General features: G+C 65.5%; 19 protein-coding genes. 8 read left to right on the top strand and 11 right to left on the bottom strand.

The window, feature by feature from the left end:
* Nucleotides 1-57: 57 nt before the first annotated feature.
* Entirely contained in the window at nucleotides 58-2040 is a 1983-nt protein-coding gene (locus DW352_RS14905) for a methyl-accepting chemotaxis protein (protein ID WP_162826981.1), read from the bottom strand.
* 237 nt (nucleotides 2041-2277) lie between these two features.
* On the opposite strand from DW352_RS14905, the gene DW352_RS14900 reads away from it, so the two are divergent.
* The 3 genes from DW352_RS14900 to DW352_RS14890 all read left to right on the top strand — a co-directional run bounded on the left by DW352_RS14900 (nucleotide 2278) and on the right by DW352_RS14890 (nucleotide 5544).
* Complete coding sequence (locus DW352_RS14900; RefSeq protein ID WP_115692073.1) at nucleotides 2278-3954, top strand: acyl-CoA dehydrogenase family protein; 1677 nt, start codon at nucleotides 2278-2280, stop codon at nucleotides 3952-3954.
* 102 nt (nucleotides 3955-4056) lie between these two features.
* Entirely contained in the window at nucleotides 4057-4506 is a 450-nt protein-coding gene (locus DW352_RS14895) for a host attachment protein (RefSeq protein ID WP_115692072.1), read from the top strand.
* A gap of 99 nt (nucleotides 4507-4605) precedes the next feature.
* Nucleotides 4606-5544: an ABC transporter substrate-binding protein gene (locus DW352_RS14890; protein ID WP_115692071.1), complete on the top strand. Its 939-nt coding sequence runs from the start codon at nucleotides 4606-4608 to the stop codon at nucleotides 5542-5544.
* A 66-nt stretch (nucleotides 5545-5610) separates the two neighbouring features.
* On the opposite strand, the gene DW352_RS14885 is transcribed toward DW352_RS14890, so the two are convergent.
* Both DW352_RS14885 and DW352_RS14880 read right to left on the bottom strand, forming a co-directional pair.
* A complete protein-coding gene (locus DW352_RS14885) occupies nucleotides 5611-8493 on the bottom strand; it encodes an outer membrane protein (RefSeq protein WP_162826980.1) in 2883 nt (960 codons plus the stop codon).
* A gap of 146 nt (nucleotides 8494-8639) precedes the next feature.
* The gene (locus tag DW352_RS14880; protein ID WP_115694423.1) at nucleotides 8640-9815 is read right to left on the bottom strand and encodes a TIGR03862 family flavoprotein; all 1176 of its coding nucleotides are present in this window, start codon (nucleotides 9813-9815) and stop codon (nucleotides 8640-8642) included.
* A gap of 352 nt (nucleotides 9816-10167) precedes the next feature.
* Here DW352_RS14880 and DW352_RS14875 point away from each other — a divergent pair, with 352 nt between their 5' ends.
* Nucleotides 10168-11799 (top strand): lysine--tRNA ligase, encoded by a 1632-nt coding sequence (locus tag DW352_RS14875; protein WP_210209835.1) that lies wholly within the window; start codon nucleotides 10168-10170, stop codon nucleotides 11797-11799.
* Between the two features lie 109 nt (nucleotides 11800-11908).
* On the opposite strand, the gene DW352_RS14870 is transcribed toward DW352_RS14875, so the two are convergent.
* The 3 genes from DW352_RS14870 to DW352_RS14860 form a co-directional block, all read right to left on the bottom strand.
* Entirely contained in the window at nucleotides 11909-12025 is a 117-nt protein-coding gene (locus tag DW352_RS14870) for a hypothetical protein (protein ID WP_425374610.1), read from the bottom strand.
* A gap of 186 nt (nucleotides 12026-12211) precedes the next feature.
* Nucleotides 12212-12961, bottom strand: coding sequence for a carbonic anhydrase (locus DW352_RS14865; protein WP_115692067.1), 750 nt, complete (start codon nucleotides 12959-12961; stop codon nucleotides 12212-12214).
* Nucleotides 12962-13139: 178 nt separating this feature from the next.
* Nucleotides 13140-13766: a S24 family peptidase gene (locus DW352_RS14860; RefSeq protein WP_115692066.1), complete on the bottom strand. Its 627-nt coding sequence runs from the start codon at nucleotides 13764-13766 to the stop codon at nucleotides 13140-13142.
* Between the two features lie 161 nt (nucleotides 13767-13927).
* Here DW352_RS14860 and DW352_RS14855 point away from each other — a divergent pair, with 161 nt between their 5' ends.
* On the top strand, nucleotides 13928-15019 hold the full coding sequence (locus DW352_RS14855) for a quinone-dependent dihydroorotate dehydrogenase (RefSeq protein WP_115692065.1): 1092 nt from the start codon (nucleotides 13928-13930) through the stop codon (nucleotides 15017-15019).
* A gap of 3 nt (nucleotides 15020-15022) precedes the next feature.
* Here DW352_RS14855 and DW352_RS14850 read toward each other — a convergent pair whose 3' ends face one another.
* From DW352_RS14850 to DW352_RS14835, 4 genes are all read right to left on the bottom strand, one after another.
* Nucleotides 15023-16279, bottom strand: coding sequence for an MATE family efflux transporter (locus DW352_RS14850; protein ID WP_115694422.1), 1257 nt, complete (start codon nucleotides 16277-16279; stop codon nucleotides 15023-15025).
* 58 nt (nucleotides 16280-16337) lie between these two features.
* On the bottom strand, nucleotides 16338-16646 hold the full coding sequence (locus DW352_RS14845) for a DUF6460 domain-containing protein (RefSeq protein WP_115692064.1): 309 nt from the start codon (nucleotides 16644-16646) through the stop codon (nucleotides 16338-16340).
* A 30-nt stretch (nucleotides 16647-16676) separates the two neighbouring features.
* The gene (locus DW352_RS14840; protein ID WP_115692063.1) at nucleotides 16677-18431 is read right to left on the bottom strand and encodes a cisplatin damage response ATP-dependent DNA ligase; all 1755 of its coding nucleotides are present in this window, start codon (nucleotides 18429-18431) and stop codon (nucleotides 16677-16679) included.
* A 68-nt stretch (nucleotides 18432-18499) separates the two neighbouring features.
* Complete coding sequence (locus tag DW352_RS14835) at nucleotides 18500-19582, bottom strand: ligase-associated DNA damage response exonuclease (protein WP_115692062.1); 1083 nt, start codon at nucleotides 19580-19582, stop codon at nucleotides 18500-18502.
* A gap of 53 nt (nucleotides 19583-19635) precedes the next feature.
* On the opposite strand from DW352_RS14835, the gene DW352_RS14830 reads away from it, so the two are divergent.
* From DW352_RS14830 to pdeM, 3 genes are all read left to right on the top strand, one after another.
* Entirely contained in the window at nucleotides 19636-20562 is a 927-nt protein-coding gene (locus tag DW352_RS14830; protein WP_115692061.1) for a class I SAM-dependent DNA methyltransferase, read from the top strand.
* Between the two features lie 44 nt (nucleotides 20563-20606).
* On the top strand, nucleotides 20607-23180 hold the full coding sequence (locus DW352_RS14825) for a ligase-associated DNA damage response DEXH box helicase (protein ID WP_115692060.1): 2574 nt from the start codon (nucleotides 20607-20609) through the stop codon (nucleotides 23178-23180).
* Between the two features lie 68 nt (nucleotides 23181-23248).
* A complete protein-coding gene (pdeM, locus tag DW352_RS14820) occupies nucleotides 23249-23935 on the top strand; it encodes a ligase-associated DNA damage response endonuclease PdeM (RefSeq protein WP_115692059.1) in 687 nt (228 codons plus the stop codon).
* Here pdeM and DW352_RS14815 read toward each other — a convergent pair.
* On the bottom strand, nucleotides 23899-24801 hold the full coding sequence (locus DW352_RS14815) for a LysR substrate-binding domain-containing protein (RefSeq protein ID WP_115694421.1): 903 nt from the start codon (nucleotides 24799-24801) through the stop codon (nucleotides 23899-23901). The two genes, pdeM and DW352_RS14815, sit on opposite strands and share 37 nt — an antisense overlap.
* Nucleotides 24802-24900 lie beyond the last annotated feature (99 nt).

Genomic DNA, 24900 nt, shown 5'->3' with positions numbered 1-24900 from the left:
TATCGGTCCCCGCCTTCGCGGGGGCGACAAGACCATAACGGCACTGCCATCTTGCCTTCACGCCGCCTGCACGCCGGTCAGGAATCGACGCACTTCCGAATCCAGGCTCTCGGCCTCGATGGCGACCGCATCGGCAAGCTGTTTGACGTCGGCGGCCGTGCCACGCGCATTGGTCGACACGCCGGCCACGCGGCTCACGGCCTCGGCGCCGCTGCGCGCTTCGGTCGAGGCGCGGTGGACGCCTTGCGCGATCGCAGCCACCGCGGAGTTCTGCTGGTCCACCGTGGCGGCGACCGCGGTCGCGATCGCCGACATTTCGCGGATGATCGCATTTACCTGTTCGATCGCATCGGCGGAGTCGGCGGTGGCCGACTGGATGGCGCCGATCTGATCGGCGATTTCCTCGGTAGCCTTGGCGGTCTGCGCGGCGAGCGATTTCACCTCGGCGGCGACGACGGCAAAGCCGCGACCGGCCTCGCCCGCGCGCGCCGCCTCGATGGTCGCGTTGAGCGCGAGCAGGTTGGTCTGACCGGCAATGGATTGAATGAGCCCGACCACTTCGCCAATCCGCGTCGCCGCCTGTCCCAGCTCGGCCATGGTGTTGACCGTGCGTTGCGCTTCCGAAACGGCCCGGCCGGCGACTTCCGTCGACGCGGCGGCTTGCGTCGCGATCTCGCCGATCGATGCCGCCAGTTCCTCGACCGAGCTTGCGGCCGTGGCGACGTTCTCCGACGCCGCGGAGACGCGGCTGGTGGCCGTATCGGCCTCGGCCGAGACCTTGTCGGCCGTGGCGTTGAGATCGGACGAACTCATTTCGAGCTTCATCGCGGTGGCGCGCAGCTTGCCGAGCGCGCTTTCGACCGAATGCTTGAACGCGTCGATGGCCGTCGCGACCTGTGCGCCGCGCTGCTGCTGCATTTGGCTCGCCTCGGCCTGGGTCGAGGCCAGGCGTTCGCGCTCGAGCATTGAATCGCGGAAGACGATCACCGTGCGGGCCATCGCGCCGATTTCATCGCTCGCCGTGGTGGCGGGGATCGGCGCGCGTGTATCGCCGGACGCGAGCCTTGTCATCGCGCCGGCAAGCCCGTTGAGCGGACCCGTGATGCTGCGGCCGATGAGCCAACTGAGCGCCAGCCCCAGCACCGTGGTGGCCGTACCGAAGGCGATAATGCTGGTGCGGGTGCGCGTCTGGGAGGCGGCGAGGGCCGATGAGGCCTCCTCGGCGGTCGCGTTAGCACGTTCACTGATGAGATCGGCGCGCGGCAGCATTTGTTGGCTGTCACTGTCGATCACCACGCGCAACGGATTGACGCGGCCGTAGCCCTCGATCCATTGATTGAAGGTGTCGGCGTAAGTCCTTACCTGCCGCTCGAGCGCATTCTTCATCTCCGGCGTGCCGTCGATCTGCGCGAAAGTGTTGTTGAAAGACTTGTAGGCGGCGGCGAATTGCTGGCGTGCCAACTCGCTTTGGCTGAGCCGGTAGTCTGCCTCGTGGTGCCGCATGATCAGCAACGCCATCATCAGCTTCTTGGCGTCGGTATCCGCGAGCCAGCTCATGTTCTGATTGATGATCCGCTCGACGGCAATGCCGGCGTCGCGCAGGTTACGGCGAAGACCGGTATCGTCGTCGAAGCCGAGCGTATCCTGCTCGCGTACGAGCTCGCTGAAGTTCTCGCGCAACTCCATGACGTCTTTTCGCAGCATGGCCAGCGACGGCGCGTAGCTGGGATCGATCGACCTCGCCACGGCATCGAGACTTTGCAGCGCGTTCGTGTGCGCATGCTCGAACGTCGTGACAAGGCTCGTGCTTGGTTTGGCGGTGAAGTCCTTCACCGTGAGCCGCATGGACGACAGGGCCGCCTTGAAGTCGCGGCTGGCCTCGGCGAGTGCGTTCGATCGCTTGACGGTCTGAAAGGCGTTCGCGACCTCGCGTTCGCTGGAGAGGTAAGTGAGGCCGTTGGCGAGAAATCCGATCACCGGGATGAGCGCGACCGCGGCGATGCGGCTGCGCACCGAAACCGACTCCAAGCGACGGGCCATCCATCCGAGGAGCGAGGGCATTGGGAGGCGCATGCAGGCTCGCCTTGAGACGGGGCTTGGTCCGCGCAGCGGGGCTGCCGCCATCAAAGCCCGAAATGGTTAATTTTGCTGCAACTTGCGCGGGGTGACGCCGCTAAGGACACGCAGAATCGGCAGAATCCATGCCGCTTTGCTTTTGTGCACCGCACGCGTACTCTGGCCGCAGCACCCGCCGCCGAGCACATTCCGAGGGCCCCCATGCCGATCGCCGCGTCCCGTGTCAGCCCCGCCAACGAACTCGTTGATCTCGCCCGCGACGCCACCGCCGCGCTCGATGCGCTGTTGGCCGACGCTGTGGCGAAGGTGAGGGAGCGGGTGGCGGTCGAGGACCGTGTCGTCGGCCGTCTGTTCGACCGGGAACAGCGTGCCACGCACGGCCTGTCCTGGTTCGCGACTTATGTCGAAGCCGTGCGTCAGCTGACCGCCTATGCGGAGCGCATGGTTCGCGACGGCGCCTTCGGCGAGATCGAAGAGCATCTCGTGCGCATCGGGCTCGGCGAATACATTGCGCAGCTCATCGGCGGCATCCCGATGAGCCAGAGCGAGATGGTGCGTCCGAGCGATCTCGGCCTGTCGATGGCGCAGGTGATGGGGCGCATCACGCCGGCGGTCGAAAACCTCATCGCCACCGGCAATACGCCGGAGCGGCGCGCGCGCCTTGTCGCGCTGATGTGCGAAAGCCATGGCGCGACCGTGGGTTTCTGCGGCTTGGACGAGACGCTGGAATCCATCCGCGAGGAGATGCGTAAGTTTGCCGACAGCGAGGTGATCGGCCACGCGCAGGGTTGGCATCGCACCAACAGCTACATTCCGCTCGACATCATTTCGCACATGGCCGAGCTCGGCGTGTTCGGTCTCACCATTCCGGAGGAATTCGCCGGCATGGGGCTTGGCAAGGAGTCGATGTGCGTTGTCTCAGAGGAGCTGTCGCGCGGCTATATCGGTGTCGGTTCGCTCGGCACCCGTTCCGAGATTGCGGCCGAGCTGATCATGGGCGGCGGCACCGAGGACCAGAAAGGCAAATGGCTGCCGAAGATCGCGTCCGGCGCCATTCTGCCGACGGCGGTGTTCACCGAGCCGAACACGGGCTCGGACCTCGCTTCGCTCAAGACGCGCGCCGTGCGTGAGGGCGACGTCTACAAAGTCTACGGCAACAAGACCTGGATCACGCATCCGGTGCGCGCCGACCTGATGACGCTCTTGGTGCGCACCAATCCCAAGGAGCCCGGCCATCGCGGCCTGTCGATGCTGCTGGCGGAAAAGCCGCGCGGCGACGACGCCAATCCGTTCCCGGCCAAGGGCATGAGCGGCACCGAGATCGAAGTGCTCGGCTATCGCGGCATGAAGGAATACGAGATCGCCTTCGACGGCTTCGAGGTGAAGGCTGAGAACCTGCTCGGCGGCGTCGAGGGGCTTGGCTTCAAGCAGCTCATGCAGACTTTCGAATCCGCCCGCATCCAGACCGCGGCGCGCGCCATCGGCGTGGCGCAGGCGGCGATGGAGCAGGCGATGGAGTACGCGCAGAACCGCGTGCAGTTCGGCGGGCCGATCATCGGTTTCCCGCGCGTCGCCGACAAGATCGCGATGATGGCGGCCGAAATCATGATCGCACGGCAACTCACTTATTATGCCGCCCGCGAGAAGGATTCCGGCCGCCGCTGCGATCTGGAGGCCGGTATGGCCAAGCTGCTCGCGGCGCGTGTCGCCTGGGCCGCGGCGGACAACGCGGTGCAGATCCATGGCGGCAATGGGTTCGCGCTGGAATTCCCGGCCTCACGCATCCTGTGCGATGCGCGTATTCTCAGTATCTTCGAGGGCGCGGCTGAAATTCAGGCGCAGGTCATCGCCCGCCGCCTGCTCGACGGCACGAACTGATCTGTCCGCCGGGCAACAAAACCCGCGTCCCGACGTTTGATCCAAAGCAATACGCACCCGGAACCGTCCGGTAGGGTGCGCATAGTCGAAGGAGAAACGTTCATGACTGGTTTGTCGATCCGTACTGGCGAGTGGGTGGTGGTCTGCGACGGCGCGAAAGCGCTGGTGTTGGAAAACGTGGGTGACGCCAAGTTTCCCAACTTGAAGACGATTGAGGTCTTCGAGCAGAAGAACCCCGCAACGCACGAGCAAGGAACCGACAAGCCGGGCCGCACGAACGCCTCGGTTGGAGTCATCCGCAGTTCCGTCGGACAGACCGACTGGCACGACCAGGCGGAGCAGACATTCTTGACGCAGCTCGTCCAACATCTCGATGCCGCGGTCAACGCGGGCAAAACCAAATCGGTGGTGATGATCGCGCCGCCGCGTGCCCTCGGCATGCTGCGACCGGCCTACTCCAACGGTCTGAAAGGCGCGATCCGCGCCGAGGTCGACAAGGACCTCGTCAAGATGCCGGTGCACGAAATCGAGAAGCGGCTCTCGGCCGGCTGACATCCGCCTCTTGAGGCGTTGCTGCGGCGGGGCTATGGCTGGCTCACCGCCGCGGCGATGCTATGGTCGCGGCCCTGATCTGCGGATGAGAGCCGGCGCATGCATCGACAAAGCGGTCAAAGCGGATGGAGCGGGACGCTCCTGGCTGTCGCATTGATCGTGCTGCCGCTGGCGTCCGCGCGGGCGCAGCCGGCGCCGCCGCCGGTCAATCGCGTGTCGCCGCCCGCGACTTCGCCACCCGGGGTGCCCGCCACGCCCGCCCTCAAGGCCGATCCGCTGGCGGTGCCAGGCTTCTGGGATCCGCGCCGCCGTCCGGAGCGGCCGGACCTGTCGCGCATCAGCATCATTCGCTTCCTCACCGAGACCGACTATCCGCCGTTCAATTACGCGGGGCCCGATGGCACGCCGGCGGGCTTCAATGTCGATCTGGCGCGTCTGATCTGCGAAGAGATCAAAGTCGCCTGCACAATCCAGATGCGGCGCTTCGATACCCTGATCGACGCGCTGAATAGGAACGAAGGCGATGCGGTGATAGCCTCGTTCGCGGAAACACCGGAAATGCGGCTGAAGGTCGACTTCAGCGATCCCTATTACCGGATGCCGGCGCGGTTCGTCTCGCGCAAGGACGTCGACATCGACGTGGTCAAGCCCGAGGCGCTCGAAGGCAAGAAGATCGCGGTGGTCGCCGGTACGGCGCACGAAGCCTATCTCAAGGCATTGTTCACCGAGGCCGAGGTCAGGCCATATCCGAACCCCGATGCCGCGCGCGCGGCGCTCAAGAAGGGCGAGGTCGATCTCTTGTTCGGTGATGGCATCTCGCTTGCATTCTGGCTCAACGGCACCGACTCGGGCAACTGCTGCGCCTTCCGCGGCGGTCCTTACCTTGAAAGCCGGTTCTTCGGCGAAGGCGTCGGCATCGCCGTCCGGCGCGGCAATGAACTGTTCCGGCAGGCGTTCAACTGGGCGCTGTTTCGCCTGTGGGAGAAGGGCCGCTTCACCGATCTGTGGCTGCGGTATTTCCCGGTCAGCCCGTACTGAGCGGCAATGCATGAACAAAACGGCGGGACTTCGGTCCCGCCGTTTTTGTTTCTCGCGCGGCGGTCGCTACGGCTGGCCGAACTTATAGTTCAGGCCGAGCGTCACGATCTGTCGCTGACTGCGGACCGCCGTATCGGCGACCGCGTCGAGCGCGCCCGGTACATTGAAGTGCACGGTGCGTGAGCCGAAATCGAGATATTTGTACTCGGCATTCACCGACCAGCGGTCGGTCAAGGCCTGTTCGATGCCGCCGCCGACGGTCCAGCCGGCGTTCCAACGGCGCTGTGTGTCGATGCCGCCGTCGGCTGGGATCGCGTTGATGGTGTAGGTCTCGCGCGCCAGCGCGCCGCCCGCGCGCGCGTAAACGAGGCTGCGGCCGAAAGCATAACCGAGGCGCGCGGTCAGCAGGCCGATGCCGCTGGTGCGGTTCTCGCATTCCAGCGCCGCGAGCGCGGCGATCGGGTTGCCGCCGAAGCAGGTGTTCGAGCCTTCGAGCAGCGCCAGCGAGGCGGCGGCTTCCGCGCCGACGACCCAATGGCCGAACTGCTTGTTGATGCCGATCTGCAGGCCGCTGAGCGCCCCGCCCATGACCGTATAATCGCCGGTGACCGGCGTCGGGAAGGGATCGGCCCAGGTGCTGCGGCCGAAGCCGGCGCCCAGATGCGCACCGGCATAGACGCCGTTCCAATCCGCCGGCGGCAGGCTTTCCGGCAATGCGGTGCCGGTCGGACCGCCGAACTTGTACGATGTCTGGACGAAGGCGCCGTAGCGATGGCTGGTGAACTTCGTCGGCGAACTCTCTGCCGCGTCCGGGAACCGCGCGGATCCGTTGGTGGTGGTGAAGAACCAGTAGCGGCCGCCGACGCCGATGCTCCAGCGTGGCGTCAGCGCGTAATTGAGCACGCCCTCGAGCTGCGCGCCCCAGGCGCGGCCGTTCTCGGGTCCCGGATTGATGTCGGCGCGCCGCCAGTGATTGTCGACGCCGGCCCGGTCGGCAAGCGGCACCCATGCCGCGTCCACCTCGAGGCTCGTCCGGTTGTCGAGCGCAAGCTTGCTGTTGACGCCGAGCGCGAAGCCGCGCCATTGCTCGGTTTCCGTCAGCGCGAGATTGCTCGTCGGCACCGTGGGCACGCAGAACGTGCCGGGACCGACTTGCTGGCAGCCATAGGCGCGGCCGAGCTGATAGAAGTAGCGATAACCGATGAACGGACCGATCCGGCCGGCCGGCGTCGCGATCAGACTGTAGCCCACGTCGGCGCTGCCGAAGCGCAGGCTGCCGTCTCTCATGTCGTGGGACGTGTTCGAGTAGGGAACGGTGCCCGGCGGCGTATCCTCGTCGTGAAGCTGGCCGTCGACCAGCGAGCCCATGCCGAAATTCGCCTTCACGAACAGGCCGCTCCGGTGATCGAAGCGGGCGAAACCTTCGAGCGACGGTCCCGTCATGCCGCCGTAGATCAGACGTGAATTGAGAACCTGCGTGTTGATGCTGTCGTACAGATCCTGCTGCGACTTGCCGTTGCTGTACCAAAGGCGCGTGCCGACCTCCATCTCCCAATCGGAGAACACCGGCGGCGCCTTGACCGGAAAGTCGGCGGCCATTGCGCCCGTGCCCGCATCGGCACCGATGTGATAGTTCAGCGCGAACGTCGCCATATGATTGCGCTGGGCGAGGGAGACGTTCGAGACATTGCTGTTCGCGGCGAGCGCCACCGTGCTCGTGCCCAGGTCGATGTAGCGATATTCGAAGCGGCCGGACCAGGCGGGGCTGAACGCGTATTCAAGGCCGGAGCCCACGGCATAACCGGTGCGCATGGCGCTGCCGGAGATATAGGCCGCATCGCGTCGTGCGTCGTACATCTCGTGCGCCCAGGCAAAGCCGGCGCGGCCATAAATCAGCAGGTTGTCGTAAGTGACGCCGAGCCGGCCGGTGACGGTGCCGAACACGTTGATGCGACTGCGGCAGTTCACGCTCAGCGGTCGCACCGATTCGCTCGTGGCGCATTTCGCGTAGCCGTCGAGATTGCCCCAGCTCACATCGGACTCGATGCCGGCGACGATGGTGCCGAACTGCTTGTTGTAGCCGGCCTGCAGGCCGCCGAGCAGGCCGTCCATCGTGCCTGTGCCCGCGAAGGACGACGTCGATATCGCCCCGAGTCGACCGTCCGCGGATTTCCAGTCCGTTGTGCCCCACGATCCGCCCGCATGCGCGCCGACGAAGAGGCCGGTCCAGTCGTGACCCGCGGTGCCGCCGCCGCCAGACAACGGCCAGCCGGAGAGCGGCGAGGTCTCGCCGAGTTTATAGTTGAGGCCGAGCTTGATCAGGTGAAGTTGCTGGTGAACGCCGAAGTCGGTGGTCGCTCCGCTCTGGTCGGTTGCCGACAGCGAGCCCGAGTTGAAGTCGAGATAATTGTATTCGAGCCGGGCGGACAGATTGCGATAGAACGCATACTCCACACCGGCGCCGAGCATGAAGCCAAGGCGCGTCGCCTTACCTTGCGCGATATTCCGTCGACCGGCACCGGGGCTCGGCGTTGTGTCGTATTGTTCATGGAGCCAGGCGCCGCCGGCCTTGCCATACAGGAGCAGGCCGTTGACGGTGTAGCCGCCGCGCAAGCCGAACGTTCCCAGTGCGTCGACGTGCGTCGTGCAGACATAATTGCCTTTGCCGCAGCGCGCGCTGCCTTCGATGTCGGCGAAGCTCGCATCGGCTTCGGCGCCGAGGACCCAATTGCCGGCTTGATAGTTGTAGCCGAACTGGACGCCGCTCAGGGCGCCGCCGCTCGTGAAGCTGTCGGGGAAGGGCTGCAGATAGGGCGCGCCCGTGCTTTCGCTTTGCCAGCCGTTGTAGGCGGCGGCGGTGCCGAGATGCGTGCCAAAATAAAAGCCCGTCCAACTATCAACGGGCGCGTTTTGTGCGTGCGCGATGGTGATGACAGCCGCCGTAGACACGGCAATCGCGCTTACGATCGATGTTAAACCGCGCACAGGAGCCCCCCGATACGTGCTCCGCTATCGGTACCGGGGGAGTGGCGCGTGAACAACTTCAAAGAGAGTTGTCGACAGAATCGACGGCAAACGCGTGTGCAATGGAACTTCTATGCCGTGTGCAACCACGCGAGCGCGCCTTGCGCGGCGGCGCTCCCCGTCGCGAAACAGGCTTGCAGCAGGTAGCCGCCGGTCGGCGCTTCCCAGTCGAGCATCTCGCCGGCGACGAACACGCCAGGCATAGCCCGCACCATGAAATGCTTGTCGAGCGCATCGAAGCGCACGCCGCCGGCGCTCGAGATGGCGGTGGCGACCGGCTGCACGCCGGTGAGTGTTACCGGCACCGCTTTGATCAGCGCCGCGAGCGCTCGCGCGTCGAGCGTTGCGAGCTTGCCACCGCGCGCGGCCATCGCCTCGTGCAACAGACCGATGGCGGCAGGCGTGAGCTTTGCCGTCTTGCGCAACCGGTTCGATAGCGACTGCTTGGCCGGCGTCGCGGCAAATCGGGCGGCGAGCACATCGGCCGGCACGTCGGGGCGCAGATCGACCGTAAGCACGGCGGCGCCGTCGCGCGCGATCGCCGTGCGCAGCACGCGCGACAAGGCGTAGATCGCACCGCCCTCGAGCCCGTCGCGCGTGATCATCGCTTCACCGCGTTCGGTGTGTCCTTGCGCGCTCACCGCGATGCGCTTGAGCGGCGCGCCTTCGAAACGCCGAAAGGCTTCGCTCCAGGCGGTCCGGAAACCGCAATTGGCGGCTTGAAGCGGCGCGACAGCGACGCCCTTCGCCGCGACAAGATCTGTCCAGCCGCCGTCGGAGCCGAGCCGCGGCCAGCTCGCGCCCCCAAGCGCGAGCACGGTGATGTCCGCCGTGGCAGTCACCGTGTCCGCACCGTGCGTAAAGCGCAGCCGGCCTTGCGCGTCCCAGCCGGTCCATAGATGCCGCGTCGCGAAGCGCACCCCGAAATCGATCAGCCGGCGCAGCCAGGCGCGCAGCAGCGGCGAGGCTTTCATCGCCTTCGGGAATACGCGGCCGCTCGAGCCGACGAAGGTCGGTACATCGAGGCCCTCGCACCAGGCACGCAGAGCCTCCGGCGGAAAGGCTTCGATCGCGCGGAGAAGCCGCGGATCGGTTTCGCCATAGCGCGCGAGGAAGGCGGAGAGGTCCTCGCTATGCGTCAGGTTCAGTCCGCCGCGCCCGGCGAGCAGGAATTTACGGCCGACGGCGGGCATGCGGTCGTAGACCGTGACCGCCAGCCCCGCGCGCGCGAGTACCTCCGCCGCCATCAGGCCGGCAGGGCCGCCGCCGATCACGGCGGCCGTTTTCTGTGTCGTTGAGGAACCAGTGGTCACGGGACGGCATCTATCGGACTTTGTCTAAGCCCGCCACAAACTCCGTTCCTTGCCGCGTAAGCGGGAATCCAGCGGGACCTTTCCACAGCGCACGTCGGCACTGGGTCCCCATCGCAAGTCGGCTGTAGCCGACGTGCGCGCTTAGGTGGCGGACATCGGGTAAACCCGATGTCCGCGCGCGGGGACGAGGGAGATATTTCATGATTTACCCCGATTTTGGTTGCCTGATTTGACGGGTCGGCGCCCCTTGCCTATGTCTGCGCGCCGGAGTGATTGAAGAATGTCGATGACCGAAGCCGAATTCGCGCAAGACCTGAAGACCCTCGCCGAGCAGTCGAACGCCTGGCCGTTCGAGGAGGCGAAGAAGATCGTCGCGCGCTTGAAGAAACGGCCGAAGGACGAGGTCATCTTCGAGACCGGCTACGGTCCGTCGGGGCTGCCGCACATCGGCACCTTCGGCGAGGTCGCGCGCACGACGATGGTGCGCCATGCCTTTCGCGTCCTCACCGACGACAAGATCAAGACGCGGCTGATCGCCTTCTCGGACGATATGGACGGCCTGCGCAAGGTGCCGGACAACGTGCCGAACAAGGAACTGCTGGCAAAGGATCTCGGCAAGCCGCTGACCAAGGTGGTCGACCCGTTCGGCACGCATCCGTCGTTCGGCGAGCACAACAATGCGCGCTTGCGCTCGTTCCTCGACCATTTCGGCTTCGACTACGAGTTCGCCAGCTCGACCGAGTACTACAAGTCCGGCCGGTTCGACGAAACGCTGCTGAAGATGCTCGCCAACTACGACCGGGTGATGGAGATCATCCTGCCGACGCTCGGTCCCGACCGGCGCGCGACCTATTCGCCGTTCCTGCCGGTCTCACCGCGCACCGGCATCGTGCTGCAAGTGCCGATGGTCGCGCGCGACGAGAAGCGCGGCACCATCACCTATGAAGATCCCGACACCGGCGAGCGCATCACCACGCCGGTGACGCGCGGCATGGTCAAGTGCCAGTGGAAGGCCGACTGGGCGATGCGCTGGACCGCGCTCGGCGTCGACTACGAGATGGCCGGCAAGGACTTGATCGACTCGGTCAAGCTGTCGGGCGAGATTTGCCGCGCGCTCGGCGGCATGCCGCCGGAAGGCTTCAACTACGAGCTCTTCCTCGACGACAAGGGCCAGAAGATTTCCAAGTCGAAGGGCAACGGCCTCACCATCGAGGAATGGCTCCGCTACGCCTCGCCGGAAAGCCTGTCGCTGTTCATGTATCGCGAGCCGAAGGCGGCCAAGCGCCTGCACTTCGACGTCATCCCGCGCAATGTCGACGACTACTATCAGTTCCTCGACGCCTATACGCGGCAGGACGGCAAGCAGCGGCTCGCCAATCCGGTTTGGCACGTCCACGGCGGTGAGCCGCCGAAGCCGGACATGCCGGTGTCGTTCCAGATGCTGCTGACCTTGGTGTCGTCGTCGAACGCCGAGAACGCCGAGACGTTGTGGGGCTTCATCGGCCGCTATCGTCCGGGCGTGACGGCGCAGACGCATCCCAAGCTCAACGAGCTGGTCGGCTACGCCATTCACTATTTCCGCGACTTCGTGCTGCCGGAAAAGAAATTCCGCGAGCCTTCCGATCAGGAGCGCGCCGCGCTCAACGACCTGCGCGATGCGCTGTCACAGCTCGCGCCAGACGCGACCGCGGAAGACATCCAGAATGTGGTCTACGAGATCGGCCGCCGCGAGCCGTTCCTCGATCACAAGAAGAAGTCGAAGGACGGCAAGCCGGGCGTGTCGCTCGACTGGTTCAACATGCTGTACCAGGTGCTGCTCGGCCAGGAGAAAGGCCCGCGCTTCGGCTCGTTCGTCGCCGCGTTCGGCATTCAGAACACCGTCGACATGATCGACGGCGCGCTGGCGCGGAGCGGGTAGCCCCATAAATGTCATCGCCCGCGAAAGCGGCGATCCAGTAATCACTGAGGCGATCGTGTACTGGATGCCCCGCTTTCGCGGGGCATGACAGCAAGTGTGTGCGGGCCGCTTACGAGCTCAGCACGAAGCGCCGGTTGTCCTTCTGCGCCGGACGCGCGTTCATCGGGAAGAGCTTGGCGAAGGCGTCGATGTCGGCCTGCGCCACCTGGATCGGCGCGCGCAGCAACAGCCAGTTGACGACCTCGCTGCAGGGCGGCGTCGTCTCTGTTGTCCCTCCCCCGCTTGCGGGGGAGGGTGGCGAGCGACAGCGAGCCGGGTGGGGGCATTTATCGGCTTCTCAGGCAACCCCACCCCGATCGCGCTGACGCGCGATCGACCCTCCCCTTTCAGGGGAGGGATCAAGAGCCCCGCCTTACGAGCTCAGCACGAAGCGCCGGTTGTCCTTCTGCGCCGGACGCGCGTTCATCGGAAAGAGCTTGGCGAAGGCGTCGATATCGGCCTGCGCCACCTGGATCGGCGCGCGCAGCAGCAGCCAGTTGACGACCTCGCTGCAGGGCGGCGTCGTCAGCGAACCGGCATAGCTGTAGTAGTGGCGATCGGCCGGCAGCATCAGGTTCGGATCGGCCGCCGGCATCTTCACCGGCTCGCCTTCTTTGGCCGGCATCGCGGCGGCGATCTGCTTGAACGCGGCGTTGGGCTTGCCGGCCGTCATGAGCACGCCGACCACGGCCAGCGTGCCGGCGGCGTTGCGATGCACGAAGTGCACTTCCATCGGATAGTTCTTGCCGCCGATGAGATGCTCGCTCGGATGATGGAAGTGGTATTGAAGTAAGTCGTATTTATCCTTGCCGACGGTCAGCGTGTTGCCGGCACCGCTGTTGACCTGGATCGTATGGCCGTTGTTGACGATCATGTCGGGCTTGGCGCGCCAGCTGATCTGCAGCGGCGGCAACTGAGCCCTGACGCTGCTCTGGATGTCGATCGGCGATTGCTGGGAGCCCGCCGTACAGACTTTGCTGGCGGCATCGACATCGCCCCAATGCGACGGGCCGGTGTCTCCTTCGTAGCTCCAGTGTGCGCCCTCGGCAGCAAAGCTCGTTGGTGCGCAAAGCGGGCAGAGCGCGAGCCCCGCCAGCGCCTTCAAGGCGTGACGACGATCCATGTGATAACCCCCTAAGATAGAACTTCCCCCGCGTCGACGACTTGCGCAGGCAAGCCGCGACGGTGCGCGAATCATATACGCGCCGAAGCTTTTCCGACAGGAGTTTTGGCCGATCGATGCGCGCCGTTACGTGACGTTTACATAACGGCAGTCTGCGACGGCGCCCGCACGGCGAAGGTTACTGGCTCGCCCAAACGACGCGCGCCATCCACAGCACGTCCGACATCGGCACCACGCGTTCGCGATCGCCGTTGACCGCCTTCAGCTCGAGCTGCTTTGTGGTCTTGCGCTTGAACTCCTTGACCATCACTTCGCCGTCCCGCGCTTTGACCACCACGCGGTCGCCGCGGCGAACCGGCACGGACGGCGAGACGACGATCACGTCGCCGGCGCGATAGGTCGGCTTCATCGAGTCGTTGGAGATTTTCAGCGCGTAGGAATTCTCGTCGGTCACGGTCGGCAGGTTGATCTCTTCCCAGCCTTTACCGGTCGGCATGCCGCTGTCGTCGAAATAGCCGGCCTGGCCCGCCTCGGCGAAGCCGATTGCCGGCACGTTATAGAGCGGCGGCTTGGCGGCGTCGGTGATCAGCGTCACGAACGTGTCCACTTTGGTGCCCGTCGCGGCCAGTGCTTTGGCGACGGACTCCGTCGAAGGCCACCGCGCCCGCCCTTCCGGCGTGATGCGTTTGGACTTGTTGAACGTCGTCGGGTCGAGCCCGGCCTTCTTGGCGAGACCCGACGGCGTCAGCTTGTTGCGGGCCGCGAGACGGTCGATCGCGTTCCAAATCTGGGCGTGTGTGAGCATGGCCTTGGACCCCTCGTACGGCGCATGGGCGTGAAACTCATTTATAGGAATTATACCCTTATTTTGCCCCCTTTTAGCAACTACTTTCGCCAGACGGCTTGAACTGAGGCAGCCCTCGCCGATAGGGTCGCCGCCATCCCAACCGTCCGGAGCCGAAATTCGTGATCGGTCTGTTCGATCGACTGTCCCTGCCGCTTCTGCGCGCCCTTGATCCCGAAGATGCGCATACGCTGGCCATCAAAGCGTTGCGTTTCGTGCGGGGCAGCAAGCCGGCCGATCCGCCGGAGCTGGCGGTGCAGGCCTTCGGCCTGACCTTTCCCAATCCGGTGGGGCTCGCGGCCGGGTTCGACAAGAATGCCGTGGCGCCGGATGCGCTGCTGCGGCTGGGCTTCGGCTTCGTGGAGGTCGGCACCATCACGCCGCGGGCGCAGGCCGGCAATCCGCGGCCGCGTCTGTTCCGCCTCGCCGCAGATGGCGGCGTCATCAACCGCCTGGGTTTCAACAATGAGGGGGCCGCGGCGGCCCTGGCGCGGCTGTCGGCGCGCGCCGGCAACGGCGGCGTCGTCGGCGTCAACGTCGGCGCCAACAAGGACTCCGCCGACCGCACCGAAGACTATGTGCGGCTGATCGAGACTTTCTCGCCGGTGGCGAGCTATTTTACCGTCAACGTTTCGTCGCCGAACACGCCCGGTCTGCGCGACTTGCAGCAAGCCGAGGCGCTGGACGAATTGCTTGACCGCGTGGTCGAGGCGCGGGATCGCGCGCATCGGCGCGGCGGGCCGGTGCCGCTGCTGCTCAAGATCGCGCCTGATCTGACGCTGTCGGATCTCGACGACGTGGTCGGCATCGCGCGCAAGCACCGTGTCGACGGTATGATCGTCAGCAACACGACGATTTCGCGTCCCGGCTCGCTCCGCGACCGCGAGACGGCGAAAGAGCCGGGCGGTCTTTCCGGGCGCCCGCTGTTCAAACTGTCGACGCGGATGCTGGCGGAGACTTTCGTCCGCGCGGAGGCCGCTTTCCCCCTGATCGGCGCGGGCGGCATCGACTCCGGCGCTGCCGCCATCGCCAAGATCAAGGCGGGCGCGACTTTGGTGCAGATCTATTCGGCGCTGGTCTATCGCGGCGTCGGCCTGGTGGCGGAGGTCAAGCGCGACCTGTCCGCCGCCATCAAGCGTGGCAACCGCAATTCGCTTGGGGCGATGATCGGCGTCGACGTGGCCGAGATCACGGCCGAGAGCTGGCCGACCTGAGGCTCACGCGAACGGCGCTTTGACCAGCGCCGGATAGCGCGCGGCCTGCAATCCGCCGCGGCTGATGAAGAAGACCAGGATGGCGATCCACAGGCCCGTGTTGTCGAGCGGCTGCGTGAGCCACCACGTCGCGAGATAGATCGCGAGCGCCGCGATCATCAGGTTGCGCATGTCGCGCGCCCAAGTGGCGCCGACATAGATGCCGTCATAGCAGAACGCCATCACGCCGCAGACGGGCGCCAGCGCCGCGAGCCAGAGGAACCGACGCGCGACATCGCGTACGTCCTCGCTCGCCGTCATGACGTCGATCATCCAAGGCCCGATTGCAAAGAAAAGTAGCGTCGCGGTGACGCCGAACACAAAGCCCCAGCCCAGCACAAGCTTCACGGCGCGGCTGAAGCCCGTGCGGTCGCGTGCGCCATAGGCCTGACCGCAAAGCTGTTCGGCCGCTGTCGCCATGCCGTCGAGGAAAAAGGCACCAACCAAAGTGAAGTTGTGCAGCACCGCGTTGGCGGCGAGTGTCACGTCCCCGGCGCGCGCGCCGCGCGCGGTGAAGAACAGGAAGGCCGCGATAAGCGCCGCGGTGCGGATCATGATGTCGCGGTTGACCGCCAGCATGCGCATCAGCCGCTCTCGGTCGAACAAGACCGCGGTGGCGAGCCCGAGCCGGCCGCCAAGAATGTGCCAGGCGACGCTCAGCCCGAGCACGAGCCCCACGCATTCGGCCAGCACAGAGGCAAGCGCGGCGCCGGTGATGCCGGCATCGAGCTTGAGCACCAGCGCGGCCATCAAGGCCATGTTGACGAGATTGACGAAGATTTGGATCGCCATGCCGGTCTTGGCGCGGGCAAGGCCGATCAGCCAGCCAAGCATGACGTAGTTGGCAAGCGCAAAGGGCGCGGACCAAAGTCGCACGAAGAAGTATTGCTTCGCCGCCGTTGTCACGGCCTCGCTGCCGCCCATGGGGCTGAAGATCGCGGCGGCCAATGGCACCTGCAGCGCGATCAGCGCCAGTCCGATGGCGCCGGCGATGAGCAAGGCGCGGGCCAATACCGCGCGTTGTTCCGTCTTGTCGCCCGCGCCTAAAGCCTGCGCGGTGAAGGCGACCGTGCCCATGCGCAGGAAGCCGAAGAGCCAGAAGATGCAGTCAAAGGCGACCGACGCCATCGCCACGCCGCCGAGTAGATGCGCCTCGCCGAGCCGGCCGATCACGGCCGTCGCGATGACGCCGAGCAGCGGCGTCGTGACATTGGTGAGCATCGCCGGGCCGGCGATGGCGAACACGCGTGCGTGGGTAATCTCGGCAGGCGCTGTCACATCAACGGCCGCGGGGCGCGTTCACCAGACGAATGATGATCCAGATCGGGATGACGATGACCGCTCCGAGCAGGAAATAGCGCCACAGCCAGCGCACAGCGTCGAAGCCCATGTTCCAGATCGAGCGGATCAACCGTTCGATGCTGCGCACGATGTCGAAAGGATCGAGCCCGAGTGCCGCCAGAACGACGCCGACGAGGACCGATACCAGGATCAGCCGTACCAGCACCGCCAAAGGCGAGCCGCCCAGAAACTTGGTCACGCTGTCGTTGGCCACCGGCGGCTCCGTACGCTGCATTTCATTCGGCATGTCACACCTGACGCAAGAAGGGGGAACGGGTCAAGCTGCGCGTCCCGATTCGAGTTTAGCCAACATCCTCTCCAGCGTCTCCAGCCGGTCGGCCTCGCGCGGTGGCTTGTCCCAGCGCAGACGGTTGATTCGAGGAAAGCGCATGGCGATGCCGGATTTATGGCGGGTCGAGCGCTGCAAGCCTTCGAAGGCGACTTCCAGCACCAGCCCCTTGTCGGCCTCGTGCGTGACTTCGCGCACCGGGCCGAAGCGGTCGACGGTGTTGCGGCGAACGAAGCGGTCGATCTCGAGCAATTCCTCGTCGGTGAAGCCGAAATAGGCCTTGCCGACCGGCACCAACTGGTCGGCGTCGTTCCAGACGCCGAAAGTGTAATCGGAATAATAGGAGGAGCGCTTGCCGTGGCCGCGTTGGGCGTACATGAGCACCGCATCGACGATCATCGGATCGCGTTTCCATTTCCACCAGGGACCTTTCGGTCGGCCGGGGACGTAAGACGCATCGCGCCGTTTGATCATGACGCCTTCGACGGCCTCGGCATCCTGACCGGCGCCGGCCGATGCGGGATCGGCGCGGGCCGCAGTGAGTTCGGGCCAGGATTCGAAAGGCACTAAAGGTGAGAGGTCGATGCGCGGATCATTGAGCTTTTCGACGAACTTCGTCAGCCGCGCGCGCCTTTCCTCGAAAGGGTGGCCGCGCAGATCGTGGTCGCCTTCGGCAAGCAGATCATAGGCGCGCAGATGTGCGGGAAACTCTTGCATCAATTTGGGCGTGACCGCTTTGCGGTTGAGCCGCTGCTGCAAAACATTGAACGACTGCACACGGCCATCGCGCATGATCAAGAGCTCGCCGTCGATCGCCGCCGGCAGATTTAGCGACTCAAGCAAATCGGGAAAGCTCTTGGAGATGTCCTCGCCCGTGCGCGAGTAGAGCCGCGCCACAACGTGGCCTTCGGCATCGCGGCCCGCGACGGCCTGGACGCGGATACCGTCCCATTTCCATTCGGCCAGGAAGTCCCGCGCGTCGAGCGTTTCGAAGTCCCGTTCTTCGATGGCATGCGCCAGCATCGGCGGATGGAACGGCGCCGGATCGGTGTTCGATGGCTTCTCGCCGCGGCCTTCCAGCCAGGCAAACAAGTCGAGATACGGCGGCGTCAGGCCCGGCCAGAGGATTTCGAGTTCGTCCGGGTCCTTGTCGCCGAGCGATGCGGCCGCGGTCTTGGCGAGCCGCGCCGACACGCCGATGCGCATGCCGCCGGTGACGAGCTTGAGCAGCGCCCAGCGCGCGGTTTCGTCGAGCGCATCGAGCCAGCGCGCGATCTGGGCCGGCAATTGCGCCTTGCCGAGCGTGGAGAGTGTGTCGACGACGTCCGTGAGCGTGGGGATGCTTATCCCTCCCCCGCTTGCGGGGGAGGGTGGCGGCCGCAGGCCGCCGGGTGGGGGAGCGCTGTCGTCATTTGCTGCCAAACCCCACCCGGCCGCTTCGCGGCCACCCTCCCCTTTCAGGGGAGGGATAGAAGAAGGCCACATCAATGCGACGGTTTCCGACAGATCGCCCACGTAGTCGTAGGACAGCGCGAACAAGGCCGGGTCGGTGCGCTCGGCGATCAACGCGCGGATCATGCCGCCTTTGGCGTGCTTGAACGACAGCGCGCCGGTGAGCGCCGCGAGCGCCCAGCCGCGATCGGGATCGGGCGTGTGGCGCAGATAATCGGCGATCAGCCGCAGCTTGGCGTTGCGGCCGGGCTCATAAGCGAGACGGTCGAGCAGTTCGGCGAAGCGGTTCATCTTTCTTCACCTCCCCCTTGTGGGGAGGTCGACCGCCGAAGGCGGTCGGGTGGGGGTGGCTGTGATGGTCAAGACACGCCCCCTCCCTGACCCTCCCCCACGAGGGGGGAGGGAATTGAGAGGCTCTCATCCGATGCAACTAACTCGCTCTCTTCTTCATCGCCATAGCCGACGATATCCAGTGGCCGTGCCTTGAGCCCTTGCGACACGCACCAATGCACGAGTGCGTCTTCCTGGCCGTGCGTCACCCAGACTTCCGACGCGCCGGTGGCGGCAATGGTCGACGTCAGCCCATCCCAGTCGGCGTGATCGGAAATGACCAAAGGCAGTGTCACGCCGCGCTGACGCGCACGGGCGCGCACGCGCATCCACCCCGAGGCGAAAGCAAACACCGGATCGGGAAAGCGCCGCGACCACAGATCGCCCATCGCCGTCGGCGGACAGATGGTGATGTGACCGGCGAGCTCCGACTTCTTGGCGCCGCGTACGAGCTCGAGTTCGCCAAGGTCGATACCGCGGCTTTCGTAATAGCGTGTGATCTTCTCCATTGCGCCGTGCAGATAGACGGTCCGATCGTGGCCGGATTCACGGAGCATCGCGATGACACGCTGCGCCTTGCCGAGCGAGTAGGCGCCCACAAGGTGCGCGCGCTCGGGGAACAGCGCCGCCGAGCGCAGCAACTTGTCGATTTCGCCTTTGGCGTCGTGATGCCGGAACACCGGCAGCCCGAATGTCGCCTCGGTGATGAAAACGTCGCATTGAATGGTTTCGAAAGGCGCGCAGGTCGGGTCCCGCACGTCCTTGTAGTCGCCGGAGGCGACGATCGTGACGCCTTCGCATGCCACCTTGATTTGCGCCGATCCGAGCACATGTCCGGCCGGATGGAAGCTGACCGTCACGCCGCCCAGCTTTAGTTCCTCGCCATAGCGGATCGCCTGCGTCGTACCGGCGAAATTATCGCCGTAGCGCAGGCGCATGATGTCGAGTGTCTCCTGGGTGGCGAGGACCGCGCCATGGCCGGCGCGGGCGTGGTCGGAATGGCCGTGCGTGATCAGGGCCTTCTCGACCGGCCGGGTCGGGTCGATATAAAAGCCGCCGCGCTTGCAGCAGACGCCGGCCGGTGTGGGGGCGAGGATGTCTTCGGCACGCATGCGCTATAGATAAGGGCTGCGGGCGAAACCGCGAGGCAAGGACCGAAAGAAGAATGGCTACGGTGACGCGTCCGGCTTCGTCCGGCGACCTTCTCATCGACCGACGGTTCGAGTGGGCGCGGGAAAGCCTCGCGGCGGGCGATGCGGCGGGCGCCGCGGACCTGCTCGGCCAGCTTTTGGAGTTGGCGCCGCGCTACGCGCCGGCCTGGTTCCTGCTCGGCGAGGCGCGCGAGCAACTCGGTGACGGGCCGGGCGCGGCGGCGGCTTTCGAAAGCGCGCGGGCGGCCGATCCCGAGGACGGGCAGGGCGCCGTGGTACGGTTGGCGCGGCTCGGCGCGGTCGCCGCGGCGCCAATGCCCGCGGGCTATGTGCGCGCGCTGTTCGATGGTTACGCGCCGCAGTTCGACCAGGCCCTCACGGAAGGGCTCGGCTATCGCGGGCCGGAAGTCCTGCTTCAGGCGGTCGAGCGCGCCTGTGCCGGACGACGCTTTGCGCGTGCGTTGGATCTTGGTTGCGGCACCGGCCTTGCGGGTGTCGCGTTCCAGCTGATGTGCGATGAACTGACCGGGGTCGATCTGTCGCCGCGCATGTTGGCGGTTGCCGATAGCAAAGGTGTCTACAACCGGCTCGTTGAAGGCGACGTGATGCAATTCGCCATCGCCGAAAGCGCGGCCGAACGGCGTTATGATCTTATCCTCGCGGCCGACGTCTTCATGTACTTTCATGATCTCGCGGCGTTTCGCGATATCGCGCCGTTGCTTGAGCCGGGCGGCCTGTTCGCCTTCACGGTCGAAACCTATGCCGGCGACGGTGCGCTCCTGCGCGACACTTTGCGTTATGCGCACGGTGAAGCGCATGTGCGTGACGCTTTGCGCGCGGCGGGCCTTACGCTTGTCAGCCTTCATGCGGCCTCGACGCGCACGGAGAAAGGTGTGCCGGTTCCCGGTCTGGTCGTGGTCGCACGGAGGCCGTCATCTTGAGGTGCGCGCTTTCAGCCCTGGGATGACGGGCTAACGACGGAGTCATACTGCTGCTCGAACGTCATGAAGCATTGCCCGACGTGTTCACGCGCTGGTTCGCCGCGCGCGGCTGGGTGCCACGCGCGCATCAGCTTGCATTGTTGGAGAAGGCACGGGCGGGACGTTCAGCGCTGTTGATCGCGCCGACGGGCGGCGGCAAGACCTTGGCGGGTTTTCTGCCGACCCTGGTGGAGTTGTACGAACAAAATACGCCACGGGCGGAGCGCGTTCCCCTCCCCCCGCGCAGCGGAGGGGAGAAGAAGAAACTCGTTTCCACCGGCCGCTCGATCCGTCGCGAAGGCGGGCTGCACACGCTCTACATCTCACCGCTCAAGGCGCTTGCCGTCGACATCGCGCGCAACCTCGAAACGCCCGTGCGCGAGATGAAGCTGCCGATCCGGCTCGAGACGCGCACCGGCGATACGCCCGCCTCGAAGCGTCAGCGGCAGCGACGCGATCCGCCCGACATCCTGCTTACCACGCCCGAACAGCTTGCGCTTTTGTTGGCGAGCGCCGATGCGCCTTATCTGTTCGGCAGCTTGAAGCGTGTCATCCTCGACGAATTGCATTCGCTGGTGCTGTCGAAGCGAGGCGATCTGTTGTCGCTGGATCTGGCGCGCCTGTTCGTGCTGGCGCCGCAGCTCACGACCATCGGTCTGTCGGCGACCGTCGCCGAGCCTGACGATCTGCGCCGTTTCCTGGTGCCCCAACCGCTCGATGGCGCAGCGATGGCCGACCTGGTGCTCGGGCAGGCCGGCGCGCAGCCACAGGTCACGATGCTCGACACGGCGGCGCATCTGCCCTGGGCGGGGCATTCGGCGCGCCATGCGCTGCCTGAGATCTACGACCTGATCAGGACGCACAAGACCACGCTCATCTTCGTCAATACGCGCAGCCAGGCCGAGTTCTTGTTTCAAGAGCTTTGGGGCATCAACGACGACAATCTCGCCATCGCCCTGCATCACGGTTCGCTCGACGTCGCGCAACGGCGCCGAGTCGAGGATGCGATGACGCAAGGCAAATTGCGCGCGGTGGTGTGCACCTCCTCGCTCGATCTCGGCGTCGACTGGGGCGACGTCGATCTCGTCGTCAATGTCGGCGCGCCGAAGGGCTCATCGCGCTTACTGCAACGGGTCGGCCGCTCCAATCACCGGCTCGACGAGCCGTCGCAAGCCGTGCTCGTGCCGGCCAACCGCTTCGAAGTTTTGGAATGCCGTGCGGCGATCGATGCGGTCGCCGAGAACGCGCAGGACACGCCGCCGGCGCGCACGGGTGCGCTCGATGTGCTGGCGCAGCATATTCTCGGCCGCGCCTGCGGCGAGCCGTTTCTCGCCGACGATCTGTTCGCGGAGGTGCGCGCCGCCGCGCCTTACGCATCGCTGACGCGGCGCGATTTCGACGATGCGATCGATTTCGTCGCCACCGGCGGCTACGCGCTAAAGGCTTACGAGCGCTTTGCCAAGATCCGGCAGGGCGCGGACGGCAAGTGGCGCATCACCCATCCGAACATCGCACAGCGCTATCGCATGAATGTCGGCACCATCGTCGAGGCCGACATGATCAAGGTGCGCCTCGTGCGCTCGCGCGGATCCGGCGCCGTCGTCGCGCGGGGCGGGCGCATTCTCGGACAAGTGGAGGAATACTTCATCGAGACGTTGACGCCCGGCGACACCTTCGTGTTCGCCGGCGAGGTTCTCAAATACGAGACCCTGGTCGAGGATGAGGTCTACGTCTCGCGCGCAACCGGCGCCGATCCCAAAGTACCGGCCTATGAGGGCGGCAAGTTCCCGCTGTCGACTTATCTCGCCGCGCGTGTGCGCGCGATCCTGGCCTCACATGACGCCTGGCGCGCGCTGCCCGACCAAGTGCGCGAATGGCTGGAGATCCAGGAGTGGCGGTCGCTCTTGCCCAAAGCCGGCGATCTCCTGGTCGAGACCTTTCCACGCGCCGCCAAGTATTACCTCGTCTGCTATCCCTTCGAGGGCCGTCTCGCGCACCAGACGCTCGGTATGCTGCTGACGCGGCGCTTGGAGCGCGCGCGCCTCAAGCCGATGGGCTTCGTCGCCAACGAGTATGCGCTGGCGGTGTGGGGCCTCGGCGATCTCGGCTTGCGCATCGAGCGCGGCGATGTGTCGCTCGCCAAGCTGTTCGACGAGGACATGCTCGGCGACGACCTGGAAGAGTGGCTCGCCGAATCGGCGCTGATGAAACGCACCTTCCGCAATTGCGCCATCATCTCCGGGCTGATCGAACGCCGGTTCCCTGGGGAAGAGAAGTCGCGCCGGCAGATGACGATCTCGACCGACCTCGTCTATGACGTGCTGCGCAAGCATCAACCCGATCACCTTCTCTTGCGCGCGGCCCGGGGAGATGCCGCGACTGGGCTGCTCGACATCAAGCGGCTCGGCGAGATGCTGTCGCGCATCAAGGGCAGAATCGTGCATAAGCCGCTGGACCACGTGTCGCCGTTGTCGGTTCCGGTGCTGCTCGAGATCGGGCGGGAGACGGTCTATGGTGAGGCGTCGGACGCGTTGCTGGCGGAAGCCGCGGACGAACTGATCAAGGAAGCGATGCAGTGACCTTTTCTTCCGTCCATTCCCGCGAAAGCGGGAATCCAGCGCTGAGCCGCCCAGCTGGGTCCTCGCTTTTGCGGGGACGAGCGGAGCATGTTGTCGCCCTCTGCGATATTGCCCTCGTCGCCGATCCAGCCGGCGCTTTGTACTGGGCCGACGAAGGCGTGCTCGTCGTGTCCGATCTGCATCTGGAGAAAGGCTCGAGCTTTGCCCGTCGCGGCGTGTTGCTGCCGCCTTACGACACGGCGGCGACGTTGGCGCGACTTGCGCGCCTCGTCACGCATTACGCGCCACGCGTGGTCGTTGCGTTGGGCGACAATTTCCATGACGGGGGTGGAGCGGCGCGTCTCGGCGATGGCGATCGCGCACAGCTCGTGGCATTGCAGCGCGGGCGCGATTGGATATGGATCACCGGCAACCACGATCCGGAGCCGGCGGACAACATCGGCGGCGTGTTTCAGGAAACGCTGAGGCGCGGGCCGCTCACCTTCCGCCATCTGCCGACGGGCGCCTCGGGCGACATCTGCGGCCATCTGCATCCGGTCGCGCGTATATCGCATCGCGGCCGTGCCATCAGCCGCGCCTGCTTCGCCGCGGATCCGACACGCCTCGTGATGCCGGCCTTCGGCGCCTTCACCGGCGGCCTCAATGTGCGCGACGCCGCCTTCGCCGATGTGTTCGGCACGCTTGCCTTCACGGCGCATATGCTCGGCGAAGACCGGCTTTATGCGTTCGCCGCCAGGCGTTGCCTTCCAGGCTGAGGCGCAACAGGCGCGCGCGGATCGGTGCTCGAGCAGAAATCGACCAGCCGCTCGGCCAATTGCCGTGTTGCCAGGCTCGGATGATCCGTGGCGACCAGCGCGATTTCCGTGTTGGTGATCGGCGGAAGCGCCTCGGCGCCGAGGGTCTGATGCTCCGCGAGGATGGCGACCTCGGGCAGAATGCTGATGCCAAGCCCGACCGACACGGCGGCCTGAATGCCCGGCAGGTTCGGACTCGTATAAGCGATATGCCACGCGCGGCCGGAGGCTTCCAAAGCATGGATCATTCGTTCGCGATAAAGGCACCCTTGTTCCGACATCGCCAGCGGTACCGGGTCGCGCGATAAATCGACGGGGTGCGTGCGGCTCGTCACCCAATGCAGTTTTTCCGGCCACGCCGCGATGCCGCTGCGACCACCCGCCTCGCGTTTGAACAGCGCAAGGTCGAGCTCGCCGCGTTCGAGTGCTTGTCTGAGCGACACGCTCAATCCGCAACGCACGTCGAGCCGCAAGGTCGGTCGCGACCGCGCGAAATCCGACAGCACTTCGGTCAGTCGATATGCGGCGAAGTCTTCCGGGAGACCGAGCCGCACGATGCCGTCGGCGGCCGGCCGCGCCACCACATCGCGCGCCTCGCGCTCGAGCGCGAGGATGCGCCGGGCGTAGGTGAGAAGCCGTTCGCCTTCCTCGGTGGGCGTTGCCTGCTTGCCGTTGCGGACCAGGAGCGGCCGGCCGACGGATTCCTCGAGCCGTTTGATCTGCTGGCTGACAGTCGACTGCGTGCGGTGGACGCGCTCGCCGGCGCGGGTGAAGCCGCCGGCATCGACCACCGAGACGAAGCTGCGCAGGAGCTCGATATCGAGCATAGTCATTTCCATTCACAAAACCACTAGCTCTAATTCTATCATTTAATTTCCAAATGGATAGGGGCCGGCCTATCTGCCTCGGTGCAGAAAGGATTTTCT

Source organism: Pseudolabrys taiwanensis (assembly GCF_003367395.1).
GTDB classification, from domain to species: Bacteria; Pseudomonadota; Alphaproteobacteria; order Rhizobiales; family Xanthobacteraceae; genus Pseudolabrys; species Pseudolabrys taiwanensis.
This window is presented reverse-complemented; position numbering and strand designations above follow the sequence as displayed.

Excerpts from the sequence above, each read along its gene's own strand:
- DW352_RS14890 (WP_115692071.1), top strand. The coding sequence starts at position 4,606 with ATGCATCGACAAAGCGGTCAAAGCGGATGGAGCGGGACGCTCCTGGCT.
- DW352_RS14875 (WP_210209835.1), top strand. The coding sequence starts at position 10,168 with ATGACCGAAGCCGAATTCGCGCAAGACCTGAAGACCCTCGCCGAGCAG.
- DW352_RS14830 (WP_115692061.1), top strand. The coding sequence starts at position 19,636 with ATGGCTACGGTGACGCGTCCGGCTTCGTCCGGCGACCTTCTCATCGAC.
- DW352_RS14900 (WP_115692073.1), top strand. The coding sequence starts at position 2,278 with ATGCCGATCGCCGCGTCCCGTGTCAGCCCCGCCAACGAACTCGTTGAT.
- DW352_RS14905 (WP_162826981.1), bottom strand. The coding sequence starts at position 2,040 with ATGGCCCGTCGCTTGGAGTCGGTTTCGGTGCGCAGCCGCATCGCCGCG.
- DW352_RS14865 (WP_115692067.1), bottom strand. The coding sequence starts at position 12,961 with ATGGATCGTCGTCACGCCTTGAAGGCGCTGGCGGGGCTCGCGCTCTGC.
- DW352_RS14815 (WP_115694421.1), bottom strand. The coding sequence starts at position 24,801 with ATGCTCGATATCGAGCTCCTGCGCAGCTTCGTCTCGGTGGTCGATGCC.
- DW352_RS14860 (WP_115692066.1), bottom strand. The coding sequence starts at position 13,766 with ATGCTCACACACGCCCAGATTTGGAACGCGATCGACCGTCTCGCGGCC.
- DW352_RS14845 (WP_115692064.1), bottom strand. The coding sequence starts at position 16,646 with ATGCCGAATGAAATGCAGCGTACGGAGCCGCCGGTGGCCAACGACAGC.
- DW352_RS14840 (WP_115692063.1), bottom strand. The coding sequence starts at position 18,431 with ATGAACCGCTTCGCCGAACTGCTCGACCGTCTCGCTTATGAGCCCGGC.
- DW352_RS14835 (WP_115692062.1), bottom strand. The coding sequence starts at position 19,582 with ATGCGTGCCGAAGACATCCTCGCCCCCACACCGGCCGGCGTCTGCTGC.
- DW352_RS14895 (WP_115692072.1), top strand. The coding sequence starts at position 4,057 with ATGACTGGTTTGTCGATCCGTACTGGCGAGTGGGTGGTGGTCTGCGAC.
- DW352_RS14880 (WP_115694423.1), bottom strand. The coding sequence starts at position 9,815 with ATGGCGGCGGAGGTACTCGCGCGCGCGGGGCTGGCGGTCACGGTCTAC.
- DW352_RS14850 (WP_115694422.1), bottom strand. The coding sequence starts at position 16,279 with ATGCTCACCAATGTCACGACGCCGCTGCTCGGCGTCATCGCGACGGCC.